19 protein-coding genes are annotated in these 25,503 nt (G+C 72.6%); 9 read left to right on the top strand and 10 right to left on the bottom strand.

Annotated elements, in window-relative coordinates:
• Nucleotides 1-87 precede the first annotated feature (87 nt).
• Complete coding sequence (locus H297_RS39215) at nt 88-621, top strand: hypothetical protein (protein ID WP_027740105.1); 534 nt, start codon at nt 88-90, stop codon at nt 619-621.
• A gap of 139 nt (nt 622-760) precedes the next feature.
• Here the strand turns inward: H297_RS39215 and H297_RS0130210 are convergent, their stop codons facing one another.
• Complete coding sequence (locus tag H297_RS0130210; protein ID WP_078514879.1) at nt 761-1,849, bottom strand: aminotransferase class I/II-fold pyridoxal phosphate-dependent enzyme; 1,089 nt, start codon at nt 1,847-1,849, stop codon at nt 761-763.
• Nucleotides 1,850-2,164: 315 nt separating this feature from the next.
• On the opposite strand from H297_RS0130210, the gene H297_RS0130205 reads away from it, so the two are divergent.
• The 3 genes from H297_RS0130205 to H297_RS0130195 all read left to right on the top strand — a co-directional run bounded on the left by H297_RS0130205 (nt 2,165) and on the right by H297_RS0130195 (nt 7,654).
• On the top strand, nt 2,165-3,571 hold the full coding sequence (locus H297_RS0130205; protein WP_027740103.1) for an FGGY family carbohydrate kinase: 1,407 nt from the start codon (nt 2,165-2,167) through the stop codon (nt 3,569-3,571).
• Between the two features lie 433 nt (nt 3,572-4,004).
• Nucleotides 4,005-5,738 carry an ABC transporter ATP-binding protein gene (locus H297_RS0130200; protein ID WP_027740102.1) on the top strand — a complete coding sequence of 578 codons (1,734 nt, stop codon included), beginning with the start codon at nt 4,005-4,007 and terminating at the stop codon, nt 5,736-5,738.
• Nucleotides 5,738-7,654, top strand: a complete 1,917-nt coding sequence (locus H297_RS0130195) for an ABC transporter ATP-binding protein (protein ID WP_027740101.1) — start codon at nt 5,738-5,740, stop codon at nt 7,652-7,654. The genes H297_RS0130200 and H297_RS0130195 overlap by 1 nt, the downstream gene beginning before the upstream one ends.
• Nucleotides 7,655-7,712: 58 nt before the next feature.
• Here H297_RS0130195 and H297_RS0130190 read toward each other — a convergent pair whose 3' ends face one another.
• From H297_RS0130190 to cutA, 7 genes are all read right to left on the bottom strand, one after another.
• Entirely contained in the window at nt 7,713-8,531 is an 819-nt protein-coding gene (locus tag H297_RS0130190) for a serine protease (RefSeq protein WP_027740100.1), read from the bottom strand.
• Between the two features lie 194 nt (nt 8,532-8,725).
• Complete coding sequence (locus H297_RS0130185; protein WP_027740099.1) at nt 8,726-9,982, bottom strand: RNA polymerase sigma factor; 1,257 nt, start codon at nt 9,980-9,982, stop codon at nt 8,726-8,728.
• 176 nt (nt 9,983-10,158) lie between these two features.
• Nucleotides 10,159-12,072, bottom strand: a complete 1,914-nt coding sequence (gene dnaG, locus H297_RS0130180; RefSeq protein WP_027740098.1) for a DNA primase — start codon at nt 12,070-12,072, stop codon at nt 10,159-10,161.
• Between the two features lie 133 nt (nt 12,073-12,205).
• Nucleotides 12,206-13,948 carry a pyruvate dehydrogenase gene (locus H297_RS0130175; protein ID WP_027740097.1) on the bottom strand — a complete coding sequence of 581 codons (1,743 nt, stop codon included), beginning with the start codon at nt 13,946-13,948 and terminating at the stop codon, nt 12,206-12,208.
• Nucleotides 13,949-14,173: 225 nt separating this feature from the next.
• The gene (locus H297_RS0130170) at nt 14,174-15,436 is read right to left on the bottom strand and encodes an FAD-dependent oxidoreductase (protein ID WP_027740096.1); all 1,263 of its coding nucleotides are present in this window, start codon (nt 15,434-15,436) and stop codon (nt 14,174-14,176) included.
• Nucleotides 15,437-15,693: 257 nt separating this feature from the next.
• Nucleotides 15,694-17,031, bottom strand: coding sequence for a deoxyguanosinetriphosphate triphosphohydrolase (locus H297_RS0130165; RefSeq protein ID WP_027740095.1), 1,338 nt, complete (start codon nt 17,029-17,031; stop codon nt 15,694-15,696).
• Nucleotides 17,032-17,059: 28 nt separating this feature from the next.
• A complete protein-coding gene (gene cutA / locus H297_RS0130160) occupies nt 17,060-17,446 on the bottom strand; it encodes a divalent-cation tolerance protein CutA (protein ID WP_051352293.1) in 387 nt (128 codons plus the stop codon).
• Nucleotides 17,447-18,528: 1,082 nt separating this feature from the next.
• Between cutA and H297_RS0130155 the strand changes: the two genes are divergently transcribed.
• Complete coding sequence (locus H297_RS0130155; RefSeq protein WP_027740093.1) at nt 18,529-18,852, top strand: cupin; 324 nt, start codon at nt 18,529-18,531, stop codon at nt 18,850-18,852.
• Nucleotides 18,853-18,858: 6 nt separating this feature from the next.
• On the opposite strand, the gene aroQ is transcribed toward H297_RS0130155, so the two are convergent.
• Nucleotides 18,859-19,374, bottom strand: a complete 516-nt coding sequence (gene aroQ / locus H297_RS0130150; protein ID WP_027740092.1) for a type II 3-dehydroquinate dehydratase — start codon at nt 19,372-19,374, stop codon at nt 18,859-18,861.
• A gap of 276 nt (nt 19,375-19,650) precedes the next feature.
• On the opposite strand from aroQ, the gene H297_RS0130145 reads away from it, so the two are divergent.
• From H297_RS0130145 to trxA, 4 genes are all read left to right on the top strand, one after another.
• On the top strand, nt 19,651-20,571 hold the full coding sequence (locus tag H297_RS0130145) for an oxidoreductase (protein WP_027740091.1): 921 nt from the start codon (nt 19,651-19,653) through the stop codon (nt 20,569-20,571).
• Nucleotides 20,568-21,338 (top strand): response regulator, encoded by a 771-nt coding sequence (locus H297_RS0130140; RefSeq protein ID WP_027740090.1) that lies wholly within the window; start codon nt 20,568-20,570, stop codon nt 21,336-21,338. The genes H297_RS0130145 and H297_RS0130140 overlap by 4 nt, the downstream gene beginning before the upstream one ends.
• 215 nt (nt 21,339-21,553) lie before the next feature.
• Nucleotides 21,554-22,003, top strand: a complete 450-nt coding sequence (locus H297_RS0130135; protein ID WP_027740089.1) for a MerR family transcriptional regulator — start codon at nt 21,554-21,556, stop codon at nt 22,001-22,003.
• The gene (trxA, locus tag H297_RS0130130) at nt 22,000-22,341 is read left to right on the top strand and encodes a thioredoxin (protein ID WP_027740088.1); all 342 of its coding nucleotides are present in this window, start codon (nt 22,000-22,002) and stop codon (nt 22,339-22,341) included. The genes H297_RS0130135 and trxA overlap by 4 nt, the downstream gene beginning before the upstream one ends.
• Nucleotides 22,342-22,506: 165 nt before the next feature.
• Here trxA and ppdK read toward each other — a convergent pair whose 3' ends face one another.
• A complete protein-coding gene (gene ppdK, locus H297_RS0130125) occupies nt 22,507-25,251 on the bottom strand; it encodes a pyruvate, phosphate dikinase (protein ID WP_027740087.1) in 2,745 nt (914 codons plus the stop codon).
• Between the last annotated feature and the right edge of the window lie 252 nt (nt 25,252-25,503).

Below are 25,503 nucleotides of genomic sequence, written 5' to 3'. Positions count from 1 at the left end.
ACCGCCGGGTACCGACGGATCCTACCGTGATGACCGATCCGGGCGTTTATGACCGGAAGATCACGTTCTCCCTCAAGGAGGAGATCCATGCGTACCCTTCCGCCCGTCAAGGGCGCTCTCGTCGCGGCCGCCTGCGCGCTGGCACTGCTGCCCGCCGGTGCCGCGCAGGCCGGCTCCGGTCCGGCGCCCGCCCCGGGCAGCGACCGCGCGCAGACGAGCATGAGCGAGGCCCCCGAGGACAGCCCCTTCAAGGACGCCGCCCGGCAGGCCCGCGTGTGCACCGACGCCTACCAGATCGGCTCCACCGGCTACGTCAAGCGCAAGGGCGAGACGATCGCGTCGGTGAAGCAGTTCTACTCGCCGCGCTGCAACCGCAACTACGGCTACCTGTACGTGTGGGAGAGCTTCCGCAAGAAGCACCCCCACTGGTCCACCAACATCGCCGTGTACGACTTCCGCACGAAGAAGCTGGTCGGTCTGCGCACGTGGGACCGCACCTCGCAGGAGTCCTTCTGGTCGCACCCGGCGGACACCGTGCGCCACTGCACCGCGGCCCGCGGGGTCGTACGCGCCCCGGGCGACACCGCGCAGCACTTCGCGTACTCCTCGAAGCGCTGCTGAGGCGAAGCGCCTGCCGCCTTTGGTCGGACGCCGCGGACCCGTGACCGCACCGCGCGGTCACGGGTCCGCGGCGTCCGCGTGCGGGCCCCGTCCCGACCGCGCCGGGCAGGACGGGCCGGGCCGGGCCGGGGCAAGGGGCTCACAGCGACGAGGCCATGCGGCGTACCGCCTCCTCCAGGATCTCGGGCGAGGTGGCCGTGTTCAGCCGGACGTGGCCCGCTCCCCCGGTGCCGAATGCCGTACCGGAGTTCAAGGCCACCCGGCCGCGTTCGAGGAAGACGGCGGCCGGGTCGTCGCCCAGCCCGAGGGCACGGCAGTCGAGCCAGGCCAGGAAGGTGCCCTCGGCGGGACGGTGGCCGACGCCCGGCAGGTGCTCGGCCAGCAGTCCGGCCAGCAGTCGCCGGTTGCGGTCGAGCCCGTCCAGGAGGCTGTCGAGCCAGTCGGTGGCGTGCCACAGCGCCGCGGCATGGGCGAGGGCTCCCACGTGGCTCGGGCCGTGCCCGACCTCCTCGGGCATGGCGGCCAGTTCGCCGGCCGCGTCGCTGCCCGCGACGGCCAGTGCGGCCTTGAGACCGGCCAGGTTCCAGGCCTTGGACGCGGACATGAGGGAGAAGTCACGTGCGCTGCCGGGCACCGAGAGGTAGGGCACGTGGTGTGCGCCGGGAAGCACCAGCGGCGCGTGGATCTCGTCCGCGACCACCCGCACGCCGTGCGCGCCGGCGCATGCGGCGACGTCGGCGAGTTCGTCGGCGGTGTGCACGGTGCCGGTCGGATTGTGCGGGCTGCACAGCAGGTAGGCCGCGCGGCGCCCGCCGTCGGTGGCCCGCGTGAAGGCGGCTTCCAGCGTGACCGGATCGAGCCGCCCGGCACCGCTCAGCGGGGCCTCGACCACCCGGCGGTCCAGGTGCGTCACGAACTGGTAGAAGGGCGGGTAGACGGGCGGGTTGACCACCACCGCGTCGCCGGGCCCGGTGACGAGCTTGAGCACTTCCACGACGCCGAGCATCACGTCCGGTACGAGTGCGGTCCGCGCCACCGGCAGCTCCCAGTTCCAGCGCCGCCGGGCGAAGTCCGCAAGCGCGTCCGCGTAGCCGGTGCCGGACGGGTAGCCGGTGTCGCCGAGCCGCACCGCATCGACCAGCGCCTCGGCGACCGGCTCCGCCAACGGCACGTCCATCTCGGCCACCCACAGCGGCAGCACATCCGGGTCGTAGGTGCGCCACTTCATGCTGGTGCGGCGGCGCAGCGCGTCGAGAGCCAGCCGGCGCAGCGGGTCGGGCGGGCGCACGGCGGCGGGCCCGGCGCCGGGCCGGGGCGGCTCGGGGGCTGTCTGCGAGGTCACCTCCCCACGCTAGGACGCCCCCGCCGGATGCGCGACGGTACGAACGTGGGTACGCCGCCACAGTGCAGGTCGGGCCCCGCCGCGGCCGGGGGACCCGGGGCGGCGGGCCCGCGGGAGACGGCGGACGCGTGCGGTGAGGCGTGGGTCACGGTGCCGGGGTACCCGGTCCGGTACGGGTACCTATGAGGCATCATTCCGGCCATGGGGATAGTCGCCGGACTGGACAGCTCGGCCGAGTACACAAGCATCGTCGTCTGCGACGCGGAGACCGGCGCGGTCCTCCGCCACGGCCACGCCGCGCACCCCGGGGAGCGTGACGACCCGCAGTCCTGGCTGCTCTCCCTCGGCGAGGCGGCGGGCGGTGGACAGCTCAGCGATGTGCAGGCCATCGGTGTCTCCGGACAGCAGCAGGGCCTCGTCGCACTCGACGAGACCGGCGCACCGGCCGGTCCCGCGCTGCTGGGCAACGACCAGCGGGTGCAGACGGCGGCGGCCGATCTGGTGGACGCACTGGGCGGCCGTGAGGAGTGGGCGCAGGCCGTGGGCACGGTGCCGCAGGCCTCGCACCCGGTCTCCAAGCTGCGCTGGCTGGCCCGCGAACAGCCGGAGGCGGCCAGGCGGGTGGCCGAGGTGATGCAGCCGCACGACTGGCTGGTCTGGCAGCTCCTGGGGCGCCCCGAGCGGCGGGTGACCGACCGGGGGGACGCCTCGGGCACCGGCTACTGGTCGGCGGCGACCGAGTCCTACCGGCCCGACCTGGTGGAGCTCGCGCTGGGCCACCCGGCGCGGCTTCCGGAGGTCGTCAGCCCCTCGCAGCCCGCGGGGTACACACCCGAGGGCCTGTTGATCTCCGCGGGCACGGGGCAGACGATGGCGGCCGCGTTCGGGCTGGGGCTCGGACTGGGGGACGCCGTCATCTCGCTGGGCGCCACGGGGTCGGTCTGCGTCGTCCACCACGAGGCGCTGGGCGACCCGACCGGCACCATCACCTCGTACGCGGACGCGACCGGCATGTACCTGCCCGTGGTCCGCACCCTCAACGCGACCCGGGCGCTGCGCGGCGCCGCGGAGATGCTGGGCACCGATCTGGAGGGGGTCTCGAAGCTGGCGGCGGAGTCCACCCCCGGCTCCTCGGGCCTGGTGCTGCTCCCGTATCTGGAGGGCGAGCGGACGCCGCCACTGCCCCACACCGCGGGCTCCCTGCACGGGTTGCGGCGGGAGAGCATGAAGCCGCAGTTCCTGGCGCGGGCCGCCGTGGAGGGCATGCTGTGCGGGCTGGCCGACGCGCTGGAGGTGCTGCGGGTGCGCGGGGTGTCGGTGCGCCGGGTCTTCCTGCTGGGGCAGGCCGCGAATCTGCCGGCCGTACGGTCCGCGGCGCCCGCGCTGCTGGACGCACAGGTGGTGGTGCCCGAGCCGGCCGACTACGCGGCGCTCGGTGCCGCCCGGCAGGCGGCCTGGGCGCTGTCGGGCTCCGGCCACCCGCCGCAGTGGCCCGCCGCCGCCTGCCAGGTGTTCGAGGTGGGCGAGGACCGCGCCGTGGGGCAGGCCGTGCGGCAGCAGTACGTCACGGTGCGCGAGGAGATGTACCCGGGCGCCCTGCCGGCGTAGGGCTCCTCCGTCCGCCCAGCCCCCTCGACCGGCCCTTTCCCTCACTGCCCCGCTTCCCTCGCGGGGTCGGCGAGGGGTGGGCGGAGCGCGCACGGAACTCGCAGGAGCGTACGGACTGCACGGGAGCGCGCGGGTCCCGCAGGGGCGCACGGCCGCCCAGATGCACGCCCCGTCCGCGAGAGCGCAATCCGCTCACAGGGGTCGCACCGCCACGCGGGAGCCGCACGGCAATGCGGGCGGTTCCGGCGCACCGTACGGCCGGGTTCCTGCCGTGTCTCGGGCCGGGGGAGGACGGGGACAATCAGAAACGGAAGGCGTGTACCGGGCACGCACTTGTAGGACTGCCCACTTCTGTCTTCCCTCTCCCCTGCCGCCGCTCCGATTCCGACCACCCCTGCCGTCCGTCTCCCTGACTGATCACGAGGAATTCCGTGTGCTGATCCGCCTACTCCGGGCCCGATTGCGCCGCTACCGGCGGCCGATCGCGCTCCTCGTCCTCCTCCAGCTCATACAGACGGGCGCCACGCTCTACCTGCCCACGCTCAACGCGGACGTCATCGACAACGGTGTCGTGAGCGGCGACACCGGCTACATCCTGCGGCACGGCGGTCTGATGCTGGCCGTCTCGGTGGTGCAGGTCGTCTGCAACGTCGGCGCCGTCTACCTGGGCGCTCGCACCGCCGCCGCGCTCGGCCGGGACATCCGGGCGGGTGTCTTCGACCGCGTACAGGCCTTCTCGGCCCGCGAGGTCGGTCACTTCGGGGCCCCCTCCCTGATCACCCGCACCACCAACGACGTGCTGCAGGTGCAGATGGTGACGCTGATGGCGTTCACGCTGATGGTCACCGCGCCGATCATGTGCTTCGGCGGTGTCTTCATGGCGCTCGGCCAGGACGTGCCACTGTCGGCAGTGCTGCTGGGTGTGGTGCCCGTGCTGGGCATCACCGTGTCGCTGATCGTGCGCCGGATGCGCCCGCTGTTCCGCACGATGCAGCAGCGGCTGGACCAGGTGAACCGCATCCTGCGCGAACAGATCACCGGGGTGAGGGTGATCCGCGCCTTCGTCCGGGACGACTTCGAGCAGCGCCGCTTCCACGGGGCCAACAGCGACCTGACCGGTGTGCAGGTACGGACCGGCCAGCTCATGGCGTTGATGTTCCCCGTCGTGATGACCGTGGTGAACGTCTCCAGCGTCGCGGTGGTCTGGTTCGGGGCGCACCGTATCGACAGCGGGGACATGGAGATCGGCGCGCTGACCGCGTTCCTCTCCTACCTGATGCAGATCGTCATGTCGGTGATGATGGCCACCTTCATGTTCATGATGGTGCCGCGCGCCGAGGTGTGTGCCGAACGCATCCAGGAAGTCCTCGACACCGGGTCCAGCGTCGTCCCGCCCGCCGCGCCCGTACGGCAGTTGCGGCGCCACGGCCATCTGGAGCTGCGCGGGGCCGGGTTCGGTTTCCCGGGCGCCGAGGCACCCGTGCTGCAGGGCGTCGATCTGGTGGCGCGGCCCGGGGAGACGACGGCGGTCATCGGCTCGACGGGCAGCGGAAAGACGACTCTGGTCGGGCTGATCCCCCGGCTGTTCGACGCCACCGAGGGCCAGGTACTCGTCGACGGCGAGGACGTACGCACCCTCGACGCGGACCTGCTGGCGGCCACCGTCGGCCTCGTACCGCAGCGCCCCTACCTCTTCTCCGGCACCGTGGCCTCCAATCTGCGCTACGGCCGGCCGGAGGCGAGCGACGAGGAGCTGTGGCACGCGCTGGAGGTGGCGCAGGCCAGGGACTTCGTGGAGCGCATGGAGGGCGGGCTGGAGGCACCCGTCGCGCAGGGCGGCAACAACGTGTCCGGCGGGCAGCGGCAGCGGCTGGCGATCGCCCGGGTGCTGGTGCACCGGCCGGAGATCTACCTGTTCGACGACTCGTTCTCCGCGCTCGACTACGCCACCGACGCGGCGCTGCGGAGTGCGTTGGGACGGGAGACGGCCGAGGCGACGGTGGTGATCGTCGCCCAGCGGGTGGCGACCATCCGGGACGCCGACCGCATCCTCGTCCTGGACGAGGGCCGCGTGGTGGGCGCCGGGCGGCACGAGGAGCTGATGGAGACCAACGAGACCTACCGGGAGATCGTGCTGTCCCAGTTGACCGAGAGCGAGGCCGCCTGATGAGTGGACCCGGAGCGGGGGCACCGCCCCGCAGGTCGCTGGACTTCGCGGGCTCCGGCAAGCGGCTGCTGCGGCAGTTCCGGCCGGAGCGCGGGCACCTGCTGTCCATGCTGGCCCTCGTGGTGGTCAGCGTGGCCCTGAACGCGATCGGCCCGAAGATCCTGGGCCGGGCGACCGATCTGGTCTTCGGCGGTTTCGTCGGCGGCAAGCTGCCCGACGGTCTCACCAAGGAGCAGTCCCTCCAAGGGCTGCGCCACCGCGGGGACGCGGGGACCGCGGACATGCTCTCGGGAATGGACTTCACCCCCGGCCAGGGCATCGACTTCACCGCTGTCGGCGAGGTCCTGCTGCTGGCCGTCACCGTGTATGCGACCGCCGGACTGCTGCTGCTGTGGGGCGGGCGGATATCGGTGCGCGCCATCAGCCGCACCGTCTTCCGGATGCGCGAGCAGGTCGAGGAGAAGCTGTCGCGGCTTCCGCTGTCCTACTTCGACAAGCAGTCGCGCGGCGAAGTGCTCTCCCGGGTGACCAACGACATCGACAACCTGGGCCAGACCCTCCAGCAGACGATGGGTCAGCTCGTCAACTCGCTGCTGACGATCGTCGCCGTCCTCGGTGTGATGTTCTGGATCTCGCCGCTGCTGGCGCTGGTGGCCCTGATCACGGTGCCGCTGTCGTGGCTGGTGGCCACCCGGGTGGGCAAGCGCGCGCAGCCGCAGTTCGTCGCCCAGTGGAAGTCCACGGGCGCGCTGAACGCCCACATCGAGGAGATGTACACCGGCCACTCGCTGGTGAAGGTGTTCGGGCGGCAGCGGGAGTCGGCCGAGGTCTTCGCCGAGCAGAACGAGAAGCTGTACCGGGCCGGGTTCATGGCCCAGTTCATCAGCGGCATCATGCAGCCCGCGATGATGTTCGTCGGCAACCTCAACTACGTCCTGGTCGCGGTGGTCGGCGGGTTGCGGGTCGCCTCCGGGACGCTGTCGATCGGTGACGTGCAGGCGTTCGTGCAGTACTCGCGGCAGTTCAGCCAGCCGCTCACCCAGGTCGCCTCCATGGCCAACCTCATCCAGTCCGGGGTGGCCTCCGCCGAGCGGGTCTTCGAACTGCTGGACGCGAAGGAGCAGTCCCCCGACCCCGACGAGGCCCACGCCGAGCGGCCGGCGAGGCTGCGGGGCCGAGTGGAGCTGCGGGACGTCTCCTTCCGCTACGCCGAGGACAAGCCGCTGATCGACAACCTGTCGCTGGCGGTGGAGCCCGGGCAGACGGTGGCCATCGTCGGGCCCACGGGGGCCGGCAAGACCACGCTGGTCAACCTGCTGCTGCGGTTCTACGAGGTGCGCGGGGGCCGCATCCTGCTGGACGGCACCGACATCGCCGCCATGTCCCGCCAGGAGCTGCGGGCCGGTATCGGCATGGTGTTGCAGGACACCTGGCTGTTCGGCGGCACCATCGCGGAGAACATCGCCTACGGCGCCCGCTCGGCCACCCGTGAGCAGGTCGAGGAGGCGGCGCGGGCCGCGCACGCGGACCGTTTCATCCGCACCCTGCCGGACGGGTACGACACGGTGCTCGACGACGAGGGCAACACCGTCAGCGCGGGCGAGAAGCAGCTCGTCACGATCGCCCGTGCCTTCCTCTCGGACCCGGTGATCCTGGTGCTGGACGAGGCGACCAGTTCCGTGGACACCCGCACCGAGGTGCTGATCCAGCGCGCGATGGAACGTCTCGCCTCCGAACGCACCAGCTTCGTGATCGCCCACCGGCTGTCCACGGTCCGGGACGCCGACGTCATCCTGGTGATGGAGAACGGTGCGATCGTCGAACAGGGCGACCACCGCAGCCTGCTGGCGGCGGACGGCGCCTACGCGCGGCTGTACCGGTCCCAGTTCGCCCAGGCGGTGGCGGAGGTGGACTGACGCGTGCGCCGCGAGCCGGGGCCCTGCCAGCGAGGGCCCCGGCCGGGAGGCGGAGGGGTCAGCCGAGTTCGCCGGCGGCCGCCTGGATGTCCGAGGCGAACGTGCTGACCTCGGTGTAGACACCGGGCTTGCCCGGCCGTGCGCATCCGTCGCCCCAGCTCACGATGCCCACCTGGACCCACTCGCCGGCGTCGTCCTTGCGGAACATCGGGCCGCCGGAGTCGCCCTGGCAGGTGTCCACGCCGCCGGTGTCCAGCTTGCCGGCGCACAGCTCCTCGCCCTCGACCAGGTCGGGGTAGGCGCCCTTGCAGGTGGCGTCGTCCACGAAGGGCACCTCGGCCTTGAGCAGGTAGCGCTGCTGGTCGCCGCCCTCCTGGTCGGCACCCCAGCCGGCGATGGTGAAGTCGCCCTTGTTGTAGGCGTCGTCCTCGGCGATGGCCAGGGTGGGCTGGTCGATGGGCTTGTCCAGCTTGATGAGGGCCCAGTCCTTGCCGTTGCCGTCGTAGCCAGGTGCCTGGAGGACCTCGGTGGACTTGGCCGTGACGGCGGCCGGGTCCTGGAGGTCGACGACGCCGCCGGTGGCGGTGATGCTGGTGTCCGGGCCGCTGCCGTCGACGCAGTGGGCGGCGGTCAGCACGACGTCCTGTTCGAGCAGCGAGCCGCCGCACCCCATGGACAGCCGCACCATGAACGGGAACTCGCCCTGCTCGGCCTTGGTGCCGCCGACGACGGTGGCGCCCGGTTCGCCGTCGCCGCCGGGCCGGCCGGCGGGCAGCGCGGAGGCTGCCGCGGGGGTGAGGCTGAAGGCGGCGAGCGCCACGGCGCCGACGGCGGTGACTCTCTTGAGGTGCTTGAGGTGCTTGGTGGGGTTCCTCAACGTGCTTCCTCTCGTGGGGGGTTGCGCGGCGCACCCGCGATGACGGGCGCATGCCAAGCAGATCCCGTGATTATGGAGAGGAATCGAACAGGCTGGCAAGGGTGCCCTCATGCCCCGCACGGGAGGCGACTCCTGTATCGCGTACGGCTGTTGATCCGGGGGCCCGGACCAAGGCTCCGGGCCCCGCCCCTTCGTCAGTCCAGGTAGCCCCGCAACTGGTCGGCGAACGCGTGCTCCCGCAGCTTGGTGAGGGTCTTCGACTCGATCTGTCGTATCCGCTCCCGGGTCACGCCGAAGAGGCTGCCGATCTCCTCCAGCGTGCGCGGCCTGCCGTCGATCAGCCCGTACCGCAACTGGACGACCTTGCGTTCGCGCTCCCCCAACGTGGAGAGCACCGCCTCCAGATGCTCACGCAGCAGCAGGAATGCCGCCGACTCCACCGGGGAGGGGGCGTCCCCGTCCTCGATCAGGTCGCCGAGGTTGACGTCGTCCTCCTCGCCCACCGGCGCGTGCAGGGAGACCGGTTCCTGGGCGAGCCGCAGGACCTCACCGACCCGCTCCGGCGTCAGGTCGAGCTGGGCGGCGACCTCTTCGGAGGTCGGCTCGTAGCCGCGCTCCTGCAGCAGCCGGCGCTGCACCCGCACCACCCGGTTGATCAGCTCGACCACGTGCACCGGCACCCGGATCGTGCGTGCCTGGTCGGCCAAAGCGCGGGACATCGCCTGGCGGATCCACCACGTCGCGTACGTCGAGAACTTGTAGCCCCGCGCGTAGTCGAACTTCTCGACCGCGCGGATCAGGCCCAGGTTGCCCTCCTGGACGAGGTCGAGCATGGTCAGCCCGCGGCCGACGTAGCGCTTGGCGACGGAGACGACCAGGCGCAGGTTGGCCTCTATCAGCTTCCGCTTGGCGAGGCGGCCCAGCACCACCAGCCGGTCGAGGTCCAGGGCGAGCCGGCTGTCGAGCTCGGGGGTGCTGCCCAGCTTCTCCTCGGCGAAGAGCCCGGCCTCCACCCGGCGTGCCAGCTCCACCTCCTCGGCCGCGGTCAGCAGCGGAATGCGGCCGATCTCGCGCAGGTACTGGCGGAAGAGGTCGGCCGAGGCTCCGGTGGCCGCCGGCTCCGGGCGGGCGGCGGGCTGCTCCTGTCCGCCCTCGGACGCATCACCCGGCTCGGACCCGGCCTCCGTCGAGGGGGCCGGCGGCGAAGGGGGCGTGACGAGCGGAACGGGACGCGGATCGAGGGGGGTTGCCGGTGCGGCGAGGGGCGCCGCGTTCAGGGTCCGGGTCTGCACGGGGGCGACCTCCAGTGTGATCGCTGCCGGTTCGGGGGCGGCGTGCGGGACGGGGACGGCTGCGGCCGGGCCGCGCTCCATCCCGTACGAAATGTGCGGATCCGCGGGGGATCGCGACCCGTCCTGGTCGACACCGCCCCGCTCCGAGGACTCAGGCACCGCTCACCAGTGTGGGGCAGGACACACCCCGGCCACGAGAGGCGTGCGCGCAGTTTTTCCGCCGAATGTGACCCTCAGCGCACGCGCCGCTACGCACCATGGCGGGGCGGTGGGGCGGCAGGGGCACAGGCGGCACCAGTGGCACGGCTGCCGCCCCGCACGGGCCCGCGCGACGGTCAGAGCGCCGCCGCGCCCCTCTCCCGCAGGGCCGTGCCGTACTGCTGGAGCGTCCAGATCTGCTGCCGCACGCCCGCCGACTGCTCGTACTCCCCGCGGGCCTCCAGCCGGCGGGCCGTGCCCTCCAGCTCGGTGATACGGGAGAGCACCGCGGCCCGGCGCACGGCGACCAACTGCTCGCCCGCGTAGGCCTCGTCGACCTCCCGGCTGCGGGAGCTGCGCAGCGGCTCGACCGCCAGCTCGGTGATCAGCGACCGTACGGCGTCGTCCGGCGCCGCGTCCCGCACCCGGCCCAGGTAGCCGCTGTCGGAGATGCCCGCCTCGGCGCCGCCGGCCGCCTCCAGCGCCTGCCGCACCACCGCGTACGGCGGCGCGGTGAACTCGTCCGCGCCGTAGGCGTCGAAGGCGGGCGAGACCAGCTCCGGGCGCTGGAGCGCCAGTTTCAACAGCTCCCGCTCGACCCGGTGCGCCGGGCTGCGCAGGTTCAGCGCGGGGCCGCGCGGCACGAACGGGGCCTGCACCGCGTGGGCTTCACGCGCCCGCGAGCCCTGGTACGCACGCGGGGGCGCCTGGCCGCGCTCGCGCGCCCACCGGGCCAGCTGGGCGACGCGGCGCACCACGAACTCCTCGTCCACGATGCCCAGCAGGCCGGCCAGCCGCACCGCGTAGCCGCGCCGGATGGAGGGGTCCTTGATCTGGACGACGACCGGAGCGGCCTCCTCCAGCGCGGCCGACCTGCCCTCCGCGGTGTCCAGATTGTGCCGGTCCACGATCGAGCGCATGGCGAAGTCGAACAGCGGGGTGCGGCTCTCGACCACCTTGGCCACCGCCTCGTCGCCCTCGGCCAGCCGCAGGTCGCACGGGTCCATCCCGCCGGGCGTGATGGCGATCCAGGTGCGGGCCGCGAACTTCTGGTCGTCCTCGAACGCGCGCAGCGCCGCCTTCTGGCCCGCCGCGTCGCCGTCGAAGGTGAAGACCACCTCCGACTGGGCGTTGTCCATCAGCACCCGGCGCAGGATCTTCACGTGCTCCCCGCCGAAGGCGGTGCCGCAGGTGGCGATGGCCGTCGGGACGCCTGCCAGGTGGCAGGCCATCACGTCCGTGTAGCCCTCGACGATCACGGCACGGTTGGCCTTGGCGATCTCCCGCTTGGCCAGATCGATGCCGTAGAGCACCTGCGACTTGCGGTAGAGCGGCGTCTCGGGGGTGTTCAGATACTTCGGCCCCTGGTCGTCCTCCCGCAGCTTCCGGGCGCCGAAACCGACCACATCGCCCGTGATGTCGCGGATCGGCCACATCAGGCGGCCCCGGAAACGGTCGATCGGCCGCCCGTTGCGGGCCTCCTGCGCGAGCCCGGAGACCGTCAGCTCCTTGTCGGTGAACCCCTGCCCGCGCAGGTACCGCACCAGGTGGTCCCAGCCCGCCGGGGAGTAGCCGATCCCGAACTGCTGGGCCGCCTCCTGACCGAAACCGCGCTCGGCGAGGAACCTGCGGGCGATCTCGGCCTCCGGCCCGTCGAGCTGCTCGGCGTAGAAGCGGGCGGCGGCCTTGTGGGCCTCCGCGAGGCGGGTGCGCTCCCCCTGCTGCGAGGCGCGCCCGTAGCCGCCCTCCTCGTAGCGCAGCGTGATGCCCGCCTGCCCCGCGAGCCGCTCCACCGCCTCGGAGAAGGACAGGTGGTCGACCTTCATCACGAAGTCGAGGGTGTCCCCGCCCTCCTGGCAGCCGAAACAGTGGTACAGGCCCTTGCTGGGGCTGACGTGGAAGGAGGGGGACTTCTCGTCGTGGAACGGGCACAGGCCCTTGAGATTGCCGCCGCCGGCGTTGCGCAGCTGGAGGTACTCGGAGACGACGGAGTCGATCGGGACCGCGTCCCGGACCGCCTTCACGTCCTCGTCATTGATCCTGCCAGCCACGCGGGAATTCTACGGCTCACCGGTGACAGCCCGCGCCGGGTGGTCGCGGACCGCCGGGGCCGTCACCGGGAGTGCCGGCCCGAGGCGGCGCAGACCGTGGGCCGGCGAGGCAGCCGGGCGGCGCGGGGAGCGGTCAAGGCCGCGGAACATTGCGCAGGTTGGAGCGGGCCATCTGCACCATGCGGCCCACGCCGCCGTCCAGCACCGTCTTCCCGGCCGAGAGGGCGAAGCCGCTCACCTGCTCGCGGGTGATCTTGGGCGGGAGGGACAGGGCGTGCGGGTCGGTGACCACGTCGAGCAGCGCGGGCCCCTTGTGCTTGAGGACGTCCTTGAGAGCGCCGCGCAGGTGCTTGGGCTTCTCGACGCGGACCGCGTGGGCGCCCGCCGCCTGCGCCAGCGCCGCGAAGTCCGTGCCGCGGTAGCTGGTGCCGTGCGCGGGCATGCCGTCCACCATCATCTCCAGCTCGACCATGCCCAGCGAGGAGTTGTTGAACAGCACCACCTTGACCGGCAGGTCGTACTGGACCAGCGTCAGGAAGTCGCCCATCAGCATGGCGAAGCCGCCGTCGCCGGACATGGAGACGACCTGGCGGCCCCGGTCCAGGAACTGGGCGCCGATGGCCTGCGGCACCGCGTTGGCCATCGACCCGTGGCTGAAGGAGCCGATCACCCGGCGCCTCCCGTTGGGGGTGATGTAGCGGGCGGCCCACACGTTGCACATGCCGGTGTCCACCGTGAAGACGGCATCGTCGGACGCCTCCTCGTCCAGCACGGAGGCGACGTACTCGGGGTGGATCGGGGTGTGCTTCTCCACCTTGCGGGTGTAGGCGCTGACGACACCCTCCAGGGCCTCGGCATGCTTCTTGAGCATCCGGTCCAGGAAGCGGCGGTCCGTCTTGACGGGCACGCGCGGCGTCAGACAGCGCAGCGTCTCGCGGACGTCACCCCACACGGCCAGGTCGAGCTGGGTGCGCCGGCCCAGGTGCTCGGGGCGCACATCGACCTGGACGATCTTGCAGTTCTTCGGCAGGAACGCGTTGTAGGGGAAGTCGGTGCCCAGCAGGATCAGCAGGTCGCACTCGTGGGTGGCCTCGTAGGCGGCGCCGTAGCCCAGCAGGCCGCTCATCCCCACGTCGTACGGGTTGTCGTACTGGATCCACTCCTTGCCCCGCAGCGCGTGTCCGACCGGGGACTTGATCCGCTCGGCGAACTCCATGACCTCCGCGTGCGCGCCCGCCGTGCCCGCCCCGCAGAACAGGGTGACCTTGTCCGACTCGTCGATCATCCGCACCAGGGCGTCGATCTCCGCGTCCCCCGGCCGCACGCTGGGCCGGGAGGTGACCAGCGCGTGCTCGACGGGGGTCTCGGGCGCCGGCTGCGCGGCCAGGTCGCCGGGGAGTGCCACGACGCTGACGCCCTGCTGGCCGACGGCGTGCTGGATGGCCGTCTGGAGGACGCGGGGCATCTGCTGCTCGCTGGAGATCAGCTCGCTGTAGTGGCTGCACTCCACGAAGAGCCGGTCGGGGTGGGTCTCCTGGAAGAAGCGGGTGCCGATCTCGCTGCTGGGGATGTGGGAGGCCAGCGCGAGGACGGGGGCCATCGAGCGCTGCGCGTCGAAGAGCCCGTTGATCAGGTGCAGGTTGCCCGGCCCGCAGGAGCCCGCGCAGGCGGCGAGCTTTCCCGTGAGCTGGGCCTCCGCCCCGGCGGCGAAGGCGGCGGCCTCCTCGTGCCGTACCTGGATCCAGTCGATGCCCGGGGTACGCCGGATGGCGTCCACGACCGGGTTGAGACTGTCCCCCACCACCCCGTACAGCCGTTCGACACCGCTGCGCACCAGGGTGTCGACGAACTGCTCGGCCACCGTCTGCTTCGCCATCGTCCACCTGTCCTTGTGTCTCGGGGCGCCCTGCGGACGCCCGCGGGCCGCCGCGCGGCAGGCCGGGAGCGCGCGGGGTGGCACCGCCGGTTCCGGTGCTCCGTGGCACCGCTGTCTCCGGTGCCCGCGTACCCCTCGTACGCCGTCTTCCTCGCAACGTATGCCCCGCAGGCCAACTCGGCATCACACGGCACCCACCCGAGCACGCGGCACCCGCCCGCCGGACTAGGCAGCGCCCAGCGACTCCAGCGGCACCCCCGGGTCGGCCAGCGCGTCCGGATCCACCGCGACGCCCGAGCGGATCAGATCCTGGACCGGCCCGGTGACGTCCCACACGTTGACGTTCATACCGGCCAGCACCCGGCCCTCGCGCAGCCAGAAGGCGACGAACTCCCGCTTGCCCACGTCCCCCCGGCACACCACCTGGTCGTACGAACCGGGCGGCGCGTAACCGGAGTACTCCATGCCCAGGTCGTACTGGTCGGAGAAGAAGTACGGCACCCGGTCGTAGGACACGTCCTTGCCCAGCATGGCGCGGGCCGCCGCCGGCCCTCCGTCGAGCGCGTTGGCCCAGTGCTCGACCCGCACCCGGGTGCCCAGCAGCGGGTGGAGCACGGCGGCGGCGTCACCGGCCACGTGGATGTCCGGGTCGCTGGTGCGCAGCGAGGCGTCCACGGCGATGCCGCCGACCGGCGCACCGGCCAGCTCCAGACCCGCCGACTCGGCCAGCGCCGTGCGCGGCGCCGCCCCGATGGCGGCGACGACGTCGTGTGCGGGGTGCTCGTCCCCGTCGTCGGTACGCACCGACTGCACCATGCCGTCCGTTCCGGTGATGCCGGTCAGCTTGGCGCCGAAGTGGAAGCGGACGCCCTTCTCGCGGTGCAGGTCCGCGAAGAGCGCGCCCAGCTCGGGGCCGAGCACCCCGTGCAGCGGGGTGGGCTCCGGTTCGATGACGGTGACCTCAGCGCCGTAGGTGCGCGCCGCCGCGGCCACCTCCAGGCCGATCCAGCCGGCGCCCGCGACGACCAGGTGACCGTTCTCCTGGCCCAGCGCGGTCAGCACCCCGCGCAGCCGCTCGGCGTGCGCCAGGCGGCGCAGGTGGTGCACGCCCGCCAGCCCGGTGCCGGGGATCTCCAGCCGGCGCGGTTCGGCGCCGGTGGCCAGCAGCAGCTTGTCGTAGTGGACGCGGGTGCCGTCGCCCAGCCCGACCGTCCGGCCGGCCGGGTCGAGGCGGACGGCCGGCTGTCCCAGGTGCAGCTCGATGTCGGCGCCCGCGTACCAGGCGGGCTCGTGCACGAAGACGCTGTCGCGTTCGTTCGAACCGGTGAGGTAGCCCTTGGAGAGCGGGGGACGCTCGTAGGGATGGTCACGCTCGTCACCGATCAGGATCACCCGCCCGGTGAACCCCTCCGCGCGCAGGGTCTCGGCGGCTTTCGCCCCCGCCAGCCCCCCGCCGACGATGACGAACGTTCGGTGTGCGTCCACCACTTGAAGCCTCCTGTTCGAATACTGAAGAGCCGGCCCGGGCGGGCCGCGCACTTCCCCGTCGGCCCCCGTCGTCCACCGTGAGCGTTCATCTGTTTGTGGTCATCGGTATGTGGTCATCCGTAAGCGTTCATCCGTGAGCCTCCCCCATCGCACCGTGCGCGGGAAGAGCCGGGGGTGGGGAAGAGACGTGGGTGCGACGTGGAGGTGTCACGACGGGTTCCGGGCAGGACCGGCGGGCCGCCCGGTGCGAGGCGCCCTCATGGCGCGGCGGCCGTCAGCACCCGGTGGAGCGAGCGGGCCGAGGCATCGGTGAGCATCGAGATCTGGTCGACGACGACCCGCAGCCGGGCCGTGTCCCCCGCCGCCTGGGCGTACAGGTCGGCGTGCTGTGCGTCCAGGCCCTCGGGGGCGCGGGCGAGCAGCGCCTCGGCCAGCTCCCGGACGATGACGCGCTGCTCCCCGCGCAACTGCTCCAGTTCGGCACGCTGCATCACGTAGCGGTCGACGACGGCCTTGAGCACCGCGCACTCCAGGGCGACCGGGCCGGGCACGATCAGCTCGGCCGCGTAGCGGGACAGCGGCCCCGAACCGTGGGCGGCCCGGGTCGCCGCCTCGGCCGACAGGCAGAACCGGCCGATGAGCTGGCTGGTCGCGTCCTTGAGCCGGGCCTGCGCCAGGGCGGTGCCGTCGTGCTCGTGCGGCCACCACTCCCGCACCAGCAGCCGGTCCAGCGCGGCGGCCAGCTCCGCCTCGTCCGCGTCCGGCGCGTAGCGGGCGGCCGCGCAGGCGAAGACGTCCCGGCGTTCGGCGGTGGAACGCAGCAGCCGCGGGTCCAGGTGGCCGGCCCGGATGCCGTCCTCCAGGTCGTGCACCGAGTAGGCCACATCGTCCGACCAGTCCATGACCTGCGCCTCGAAGCACCGGCGGCCCTCCGGCGCCCCCTCACGCAGCCACCGGAAGACGGGCAGATCCGCCTCGTACACCCCGAACTTGCCCGACGCCGGGTCGGTGGGATGCCGGCCGCGCCGCCACGGGTACTTGGTGGCGGCGTCCAGCGCCGCCCGCGTCAGGTTGAGACCGACCTGGACCTGCCCCTCCCCGTCCGCGGCGAACCGCTTGGGCTCCAGCCGGGTCAGCAGCCGCAGCGACTGGGCGTTGCCCTCGAAGCCGCCGGCCGGTGCGGCGATCTCGTCGAGCACGGCCTCACCGTTGTGTCCGAACGGCGGATGGCCCAGGTCGTGAGCCAGGCACGCGGTCTCCACCAGATCCGGGTCGCAGCCCAGCGCGGCGCCCAGTTCGCGGCCGATCTGGGCGCACTCCAGGGAGTGCGTCAGCCGGGTGCGGGGCGTCGCGTCCCAGCCGGGGGGCGCGGTGTCGGGGGCGACGACCTGCGTCTTGCCGGCGAGCCTGCGCAGCGCCGCCGCATGCAGGACGCGGGCCCGGTCACGCTGGAAGGCCGTGCGCCCGGGGCGCTTGTCCGGCTCCGGCACCCAGCGCTCGATGTCGGACGGCGCGTACCGGAGCCCCTGCCGGGAGCCGGGCTCCCCTGCTGCTGCGGGTCCCTCCGGTGCGGGCGTGCCGTGGGTGGCGTGCATACGCCGACCGTAGCCGCAGCAGGGAGACTCAGGACGACCGGGCGGGCCGCGTCTCCTGTGCCACCCAGTCCAGGTACTCCGCGCTGCCCCGCACCACACGGGTCGCGATGATCTCCGGCACGTCGTAGGGGTGGGCCTCGCTCAGGTAGGCCTCCAGGGCGTCGTAGGCGGCCGCGCTCGTCTTGAACAGCACCTGCCACTCGGGGTCCGTCTGCACGGCGCCCTCCCACCGGTACACCGAGGTGACGGCGCCGCTGATCTGCGCGCAGGCCGCGACCCGGCGCTCCACGGCACCGGCGGCGAGCTCCCGCGCCTCCTCCTGCGACCCGACCGTCGTCAACACGCTGAGAGCGCCGTGCTCCGTACCGGCACCGCCGCTGTCGTCCGCGTCCCGCACTCCGCTTTCCTCACCCATGGGCTCCACGGTAAGCCCCGCGCCCCTGCTCCCTGGATGGCGTCCGATGCGTTCAAGACGCGGGGCGGGCCCGGTTCCCAGCGTGCCGGTATGGCACCTCGATGCCCGTCGTGCCCGGCGGTAGCGCCGCGCGGGTCCACGCCACGGCGCCCGGAAGCTGGTCGGTCCGCGCAGGCCGTTCCTGGTACGTGCGGACAGCATGCCGCCCCGCACGGACATCCGTGCCGGGCCGCCCATCGGCGGTGTCCGACGGCCCGGCCGGTGCGCCGTCCGGCTCCGCCCGTGGGGCGTCCGTGCTGCGCCGGGCACGTCCCGCGGAGGTGTCCGAAGGCGGTGCTCGGCGCGCGCCGTCGGCGTGACCCACCCGGCGGGCGGCGGCACCCGGTGTGGCGCCGGGCTCGGGCGGCAGGCGTGCGGCCGGATCGGTCCGCCGGCGAGCGAGGCAGGCCATGGGCGGCTCCCCACCAGCGCGGTGAACCGTCGGGTGAGACCCGCGCGGGAGGCCCCCGGAGCCGGCAACCGGCGCGGCCACCGTCCAGTCCGCATCGCTGCCCCGGGTGCGGACGTCCGAAGCGGTCTCCTGGCACATCTCGACGCCGTCCACGGTCGTACAGCGGTGGCCCGGCTGGACCACCAGGTCCGGGCGGTCGCCGGGTCGTCGGTGCACACGTACGGAGCGGGGCCGCAGGGTGCCGCCACATCGCCGGGTGGAGCCGTACCGGCCCAGGTGCGGCCGCGCCGCGGTCCGGCCCGGCCGAGGAGAGCAGGCGACCCGCACCGCACAGCAGGGGCGGCGACGTGAGTGACGCCCCGTCCTGCACCCGTACGCCCCGGGGAGGCGATAGCACCGCCCGATGGGCAAGCCCTCCCCCGGGGCGTGCCCTGGCGGTCCCTCCCCGACATCGCGGGCTCCCGGCTGTCCGGGGGGACGGAGAAGGGAGCCCCAGGTGGCGTCGGCGGTGGGCCGCCGGGGAGGGCGGGACAGATCGTGCGCGGGAAGGCGTGCATCCCCGGAGAAGGCGTGCACTCCCGCACGGGTCGCGCCCGGTTGCATCGTGTGCCGTGCGAGGCACGATGGACGCATGGATGATGTGACCGCACTGGCAGCCGAGCACCTGGCGCTGGCGAGGAAGGACCCGCACGGCCGCAGCGCGTATCTCTTCCTGCACGACGGGCCGCTGCGGCAGTCCGTCATCGCGCTGACACAGGGCGCGTTTCTGGAGGAGCACAACACGCCCCCCGCGGCGAGCGTGCACGTGCTTCAGGGCAGCGTCCGGCTCACCGAGGGAACCGCGGACCAGGACATCGCCGCGGGACAGGTCCAACGGGTGCCGCACCTGCGCCACGGTGTCCTCGCGCTGGAGGACTCGGTGTTCATCCTGACGGCGGTGACGGGCACCGAGTGAGGCGTCTCAGGCCGGTTTCCCGCTGCTCCACTCCGCGATGCGGTGCAGTACGGAACGCAGTGCCAGTTCGTACCCGAAGACGCCGTGCCCCGAGACCATGCCCTGGCACACCGGTGCCGTGACGGAGGTGTGCCGGAAGGTCTCACGGGCGTGCACGTTGGAGATGTGCACCTCCACGCAGGGGACGCCCAGCCCGGCGACGGTCTCCAGTGCGTCGCGCAGCGCGTAGCTGTAGTGCGCGTAGGCGCCGGGGTTGAAGACGATGCCGTCGTCCGCGCCCCGGGTGCCGTGGATCAGGTCGATGAGCGCGCCCTCGCTGTTGCTCTGCGCGCAGCGCACCTCGGCACCCAGCTCCTTGCCCAGAGCGCGGGTGCGCTCCTGCACGTCCGTCAGCGTGGTACTGCCGTAGGTGTCGCGGTCCCGTTCACCCAGCAGGTTGAGGTTGGGGCCGTGCAGCAGCAGCACACGGGGCGCCGCGAAGGCGGACGTCTCGGGGGTGGCCGGAGCGGAAGTCGCGTTCATGAGGGCAGCCTAGAGCCCGCGGGTTCCCGCGCCCCGCGCCACCGTCCGCCTGCCGCCTGCCGCCTGCCGCCTGCCGCCTGCCGCGTACGGTGCGCCCCGCACCCGTGGCGCCTGCCCCGCGTCGTACCCGCACCGCATGCGTGCCCGTGCTCCCGTTCTCGCGCTGTCAGCCTGTTGCCGGTCCCGCCGACCTCGACCGCGGGTGGAGCTGCCGCTAGCCTCCGCAGGGAGAGGCCGTCCCCGGCGGGCCGAGCGAGGCGAGGAGCAGGGCGAGCGATGGGCTGGACAGCGCGGAACATCCCCGACCAGAGCGGCCGCGTCGCGGTCGTGACCGGCGCCAACAGCGGTATCGGCCTCGTGACGGCCAGGGAACTGGCGCGGCGCGGAGCCCGCGTCGTCCTCGCGTGCCGGAACGAGGAGCGCGGCCGGCAGGCGCACGACCGGCTGGTGCGGGAGCTGCCCGAGGCGGGGCTGCGCACCGAGTTGCGCCTGCTCGACCTGGGCGACCTGGCTTCGGTGAGCGCGTTCGCCAAGGAGCTGCCCGACGAGCGGGTGGACCTGCTGATCAACAACGCGGGTGTGATGGCGCTGCCGTACCGTCGGACGGCGGACGGCTTCGAGACGCAGTTCGGCGTCAACCACCTGGGGCACTTCGCCCTCACCGGGCTGCTGCTGGACCGGCTGCTGGCATCCGCCGCCCCGCGGGTCGTCACCGTCTCCAGCGCCCTGCACTTCCTGGCCAACATCGACATCGACGACCTCAACAGCGAGCGTTCGTACCAGCGCTGGGTCGCCTACGGCCGGTCGAAGACGGCCAATCTGCTCTTCACCCACGAGCTGGCCCGGCGGCTCGCCGACACCCCGCTGGTGGCCGCGGCGGCGCACCCCGGTTACGCGGCCACCAATTTGCAGGCCGCCGGTCCCCGTATGGAGGGCAGCAAGGCGGCCGAGCGCGTCATGGAGCTGGGCAACAGGGTGGTCGCGCAGTCGGCCGACGCGGGTGCCCTGCCGACGCTGTACGCGGCGACGGAACCCGGCGTCGGCGCCGACTCGTTCACGGGACCGCGGCTGCTGTCCTGGCGCGGTGCGCCCGCGTCGTCCTGGCGGGCTCCCTGGACCCGTAACGACGAGGCCGCCGCCCGGCTGTGGGAGGCGTCCGAGCGGCTGACCGGGGTCGCCTACGGGGCGCTGTCGTGATCCGCGTCCTGGTCGTCGACGACGACTTCATGGTGGCCAAGCTGCACAGCACGCTGGTCGCCCGGGTGCCCGGGTACGAGGTGGCGGGGGTGGCGCACAGCGGGACGGAAGCACTGTCCCTGGTGCGCCGGCTGGACCCGGACCTGGTGCTGCTGGACCTGTACCTGCCGGACGTGAGCGGGCTGGAGGTGCTGCGGCAGCTGCGGGGCGACGGTGCGCCCGGTGGCGGCCCCGACGTCCTGGTGATCACCGCCGCACGGGACGCGGCCAGCGTGCGGGCGGCGCGGCACGGCGGTGCCGTCCAGTACGTCGTCAAACCGTTCGAGGGCAAGCTGCTGACCGACCGGCTGGCGCAGTACGCGCGCGAGCGACGGGAGTTCGAAGCGCTGACCTCGCCGGGGCAGGAGGAACTGGACCGGGTCTTCACGGGTGGCGGCACCGGCGTACCGCGTCAACCGCCGGAGCCCGGCGCACCTGTCGCGCCCGGCGGCCCGACAGCGGGCAGCGCTGCCCGCACCGCCGTGGCTCTCCGCCGGCACCCGCTCCCCAAGGGGCTGACCGAGCAGACCTCGGCCCTGGTGCGGGCCACCCTCGACGCGAGCCCCGCCGGAGCGGGACTGTCGGCGTCCGAGTGCGCCGAGCACAGCGGGCTCTCCCGGGTGAGCGCCCGGCGCTACCTGGAGCACTTCGTCGCCACCGGCACCGCCCGGGTCACCCTCCGGTACGGCACCACGGGCCGCCCCGAACGCCGCTACCACCCGGCGTGAGGGCGCTACGGAGGGCACGAGAACCGCGCGCCCCCGGCCCGGTGACCGCTGCGACGGTCCGGTGGGCGCCGTTGCGTTGACGTCGGCGTCAACGCCTAGCGTGCGGAGCACCGCACAGGCACGGCGCGGTGGAACGGCGCACACGCCCGCGCGCGTGTGCGTTCGCGCACGGGCAGCACGAAGCGACAGGTGCGAGGGACGGGGAGGGCGGGCCGATGCGGATCGGAGAGCTGGCCGAGCGGGCGGGAACGACCACACGGACGCTGCGCTACTACGAGGCGCGCGGGCTGCTGACCGTACGGCGGGACGCCCACGGGCACCGCACGTTCGGTGAGGACGACCTCGCGGTGCTGCGGCAGATCAGGACGCTGCGGGACCACGGGTTCGGTCTGGAGGAGACCCGGCCCTTCGTGGAGTGCCTGCGCGCGGGCCACCCGGCGGGCGACACCTGCCCCGACTCGCTGGACGTCTACCGGCGCAAGCTGGCCGAACTGGACGCCTGCATCGCCGAACTGCGCTCCGTACGGGATCAGGTCGGCGCCCGGCTGGCCCGCGCGGAGGTGGAGGCCGCAGCGGACTCCCCGCACGGCCCCGAGCCCCGCTGCGCGCTGACCCCGCCGACCGCCGCGCCGCCGACCGCACGCACCCCGGAGGGACCACGATGAGCACCACAGCAACCCACCTGCCCGAGGTCACCGACGACACGTTCGGCGAGGAGGTGCTGCACTCCGACGTGCCGGTGCTGGTCGACTTCACCGCCGACTGGTGCCCGCCCTGCCGCATGGTCGCCCCGGTGCTGGCCCGGATCGCCGCCGAGCGCGAGGGCCTGGTGAAGGTCGTCTCCCTGGACGTGGACCGCAACCCCGCCACCCAGGCCGCCTACGGCGTCCTGTCGATGCCCACCCTGATCCTCTTCCGGGACGGGGAGCCCGCCCGCTCGGTCGTCGGCGCCCGCCCCGAACGCCACCTGGTCGAGGCCCTGGGCCTGGACGAACTGCGCTGAACGGCGGGCCCGTCGGACAGGGGTCCCGCTGGACAGCGGGCCGCCGTCGTGCAGCGGACATGAAGGAGGCGGCACCCCCGCACGGGTGCCGCCTCCTCGGGATCCGGGTCCTGTCCGTGGCGAGGGTGTGAAACGGACGGGCCCCGGAGGTGTGGAGGCAGCGGGTTACTCCGCGGAGTCCTGCTGGGCTGCCGCGCGGCCGGCTTCGAGGCGGGCGACCGGGATACGGAAGGGCGAGCAGGAGACGTAGTCGAGGCCGACCTCGTGGAAGAAGTGCACCGACTCGGGATCGCCACCGTGTTCGCCGCAGACACCGAGCTTGAGGTCGGGCCGGGTCGCCCGGCCCGCCTCCGCGGCGCTGCGTACCAGCGAGCCGACGCCGTCCTTGTCGATGGTCTCGAACGGGGAGACGCCGAAGATGCCCTTCTCCAGGTAGGCGGTGAAGAAGCTGGCCTCCACGTCGTCCCGGCTGAAGGCCCACACGGTCTGGGTGAGGTCGTTGGTGCCGAAGGAGAAGAAGTCGGCGCACTCGGCGATCTGGCCGGCCGTCAGCGCGGCGCGGGGCAGCTCGATCATGGTGCCGAGGGTGAGCGCCAGGTCGACGCCGCGTTCCCTTTCGACCTCGTCGATGACCTCCTCCGCCTCCTCGCGGACCAGTTCGAGCTCCTGGACGGTGCCCACGAGCGGGATCATGATCTCGGCACGGGGGTCGCCGCCGCCCGCCTTGCGCTCGGCCGCGGCCTCGGCGATGGCCCGGATCTGCATGGTGAACAGGCCGGGGATGACCAGGCCGAGTCGGACGCCGCGCAGGCCCAGCATGGGGTTCTGCTCGTGCAGCCGGTGGACGGCCTGGAGGAGCCGCAGGTCGTTCTCGTTGGCGTCCTTGCGGGACTCGGCCAGCGCGACCCGTACCGACAGCTCGGTGATGTCGGGCAGGAACTCGTGCAGCGGCGGGTCGAGCAGCCGCACCGTCACGGGGAGGCCGTCCATCGACTCGAACAGCTCGACGAAGTCGCCCTGTTGGAGCGGCAGCAGCGCGTGCAGCGCCCGCTGCCGCTCCTCCTCGGTGTCGGCGAGGATGAGCCGCTCGACCAGCTCACGCCGCTCGCCGAGGAACATGTGCTCGGTGCGGCACAGGCCGATGCCCTGGGCGCCGAACCGCCGGGCGCGGGCCGCGTCCTCGGCGTTGTCGGCGTTGGCCCGCACCCGCAGTCGGCGTACCCGGTCGGCGTAGGCCATGATCCGGTGGACGGCCTTGACCAGCTCGTCCGCGTCGTCGGCACCGGCGTGCATGCGGCCCTCGAAGTACTCGACGACCGGGGAGGGCACGACGGGTACCTCGCCCGCGTAGACCTTTCCGGTGGAGCCGTCGATGGAGACGACGTCGCCCTCCTCGACGACCTTGCCGCCGGGGGCCTTGAGGCAGCGCCGCTTGGTGTCGACCTCCAGTTCCTCCGCGCCGCACACGCAGGTCTTGCCCATGCCGCGGGCGACGACGGCGGCGTGCGAGGTCTTGCCGCCGCGTGAGGTGAGGATGCCCTCGGCGGCGAGCATGCCGTCCAGGTCGTCGGGGTTGGTCTCGCGGCGGATGAGGATGACCTTCTCGCCGGACCGGGACCACTTGATGGCGGTGTAGGAGTCGAAGACGGCCTTGCCGACGGCCGCGCCGGGCGAGGCGGCGATGCCCCAGCCGAGCTGCTCGGCGTTCCTGACCCCGCCGTTCGAGTCGAAGCGGGGGAACATCAACTGGGCGAGCTGGCTGCCGTTGACGCGGCGCAGTGCCTCGGCCTCGTCGATGAGGCCCTGGTCGACGAGTTGGGTGGCGATCCGGAAGGCGGCCGCCGCGGTGCGCTTGCCCACCCGGGTCTGGAGCATCCACAGCTTGCCGCGTTCGATGGTGAACTCGATGTCGCACAGATCCCGGTAGTGGTTCTCCAGGGTCTCCATGATCTGCATGAGCTGGTCGTACGACGCCTTGTCGAGCGCTTCGAGGTCGGCGAGCGGCACGGTGTTGCGGATGCCGGCGACGACGTCCTCGCCCTGCGCGTTCTGCAGGTAGTCGCCGTAGACGCCCTGCTGGCCGCTGGCGGGGTCGCGGGTGAAGGCGACGCCGGTGCCGGAGTCGGGGCCGAGGTTGCCGAAGACCATCGAGCAGATGTTGACGGCGGTGCCCAGGTCGTGCGGGATGCGCTCCTGGCGGCGGTAGAGGCGGGCGCGGGTACCGTTCCACGAGTCGAAGACCGCGCGGACGGCCAGGTCCATCTGCTCGCGCGGGTCCTGCGGGAAGTCGCGTCCTGTCTCCTCGGAGACGATGTTCTTGAACTTCGCGACCAGTTCCTTCAGGTCCTCGGCCGTCAGGTCCACGTCGGTGGTGGCGCCGCGGGCGGTCTTGGCCTCCTCCAGCGTCTCGGCGAAGCGCTCGCCGTGGATGCCGAGGACGGTGTCGCCAAACATCTGGATGAGGCGGCGGTAGGAGTCCCAGGCGAAGCGCTCGTCGCCGGACTGGGCGCTCAGCCCGTGCACCGACGCGTCGGACAGGCCGATGTTGAGGACGGTGTCCATCATGCCGGGCATGGAGAACTTGGCGCCGGAGCGCACCGAGACGAGCAGCGGGTCGTCGGCCTGGCCGAGCTTCTTGCCCATGCGCTCCTCGAGCGCGCTCAGATGGGCACTGACCTCGTCCTTGAGCTCGGTGGGGGCCTCGCCGGAGGCGAGGTAGGCCTTGCACGCCTCGGTGGTGATGGTGAAGCCGGGAGGGACGGGCAGGCCGAGGTTGGTCATCTCGGCCAGGTTGGCTCCCTTGCCACCGAGGAGGCCCTTGAGATCCTTGTTGCCCTCACTGAAGTCGTAGACGTACTTGGTCTGCTGCGCGTCTACCGCGGACTTTGTGTTCTTCGCGTGAACCGGCACCGGACTCGGCTCCTCGTGGTCGGTTGCCCTGACGGCGGGGAGCGTACCCAGATCAAAGGCCCACGAGTACGTCCAGCGGCATGTCAGACGGCTGTAACCACCCGTCTGCCGAAAGATCGAAAGCGCGGGTGCGGTAAGGCTGATTGGCCGTGCCATTCAGAAGCTGAACGGATGACGGCGGAGAGACACACCGAGCACCCTCTTGCGCACGGTGCGCGAGGAGTGCGTACGACCTCGGAACCAAGGGCCGGT

Source organism: Streptomyces sp. CNT360, from assembly GCF_000424785.1.
The sequence above is the reverse complement of the archived record's forward strand: the minus strand, read 5'-3'. Positions and strand labels throughout refer to the sequence as shown.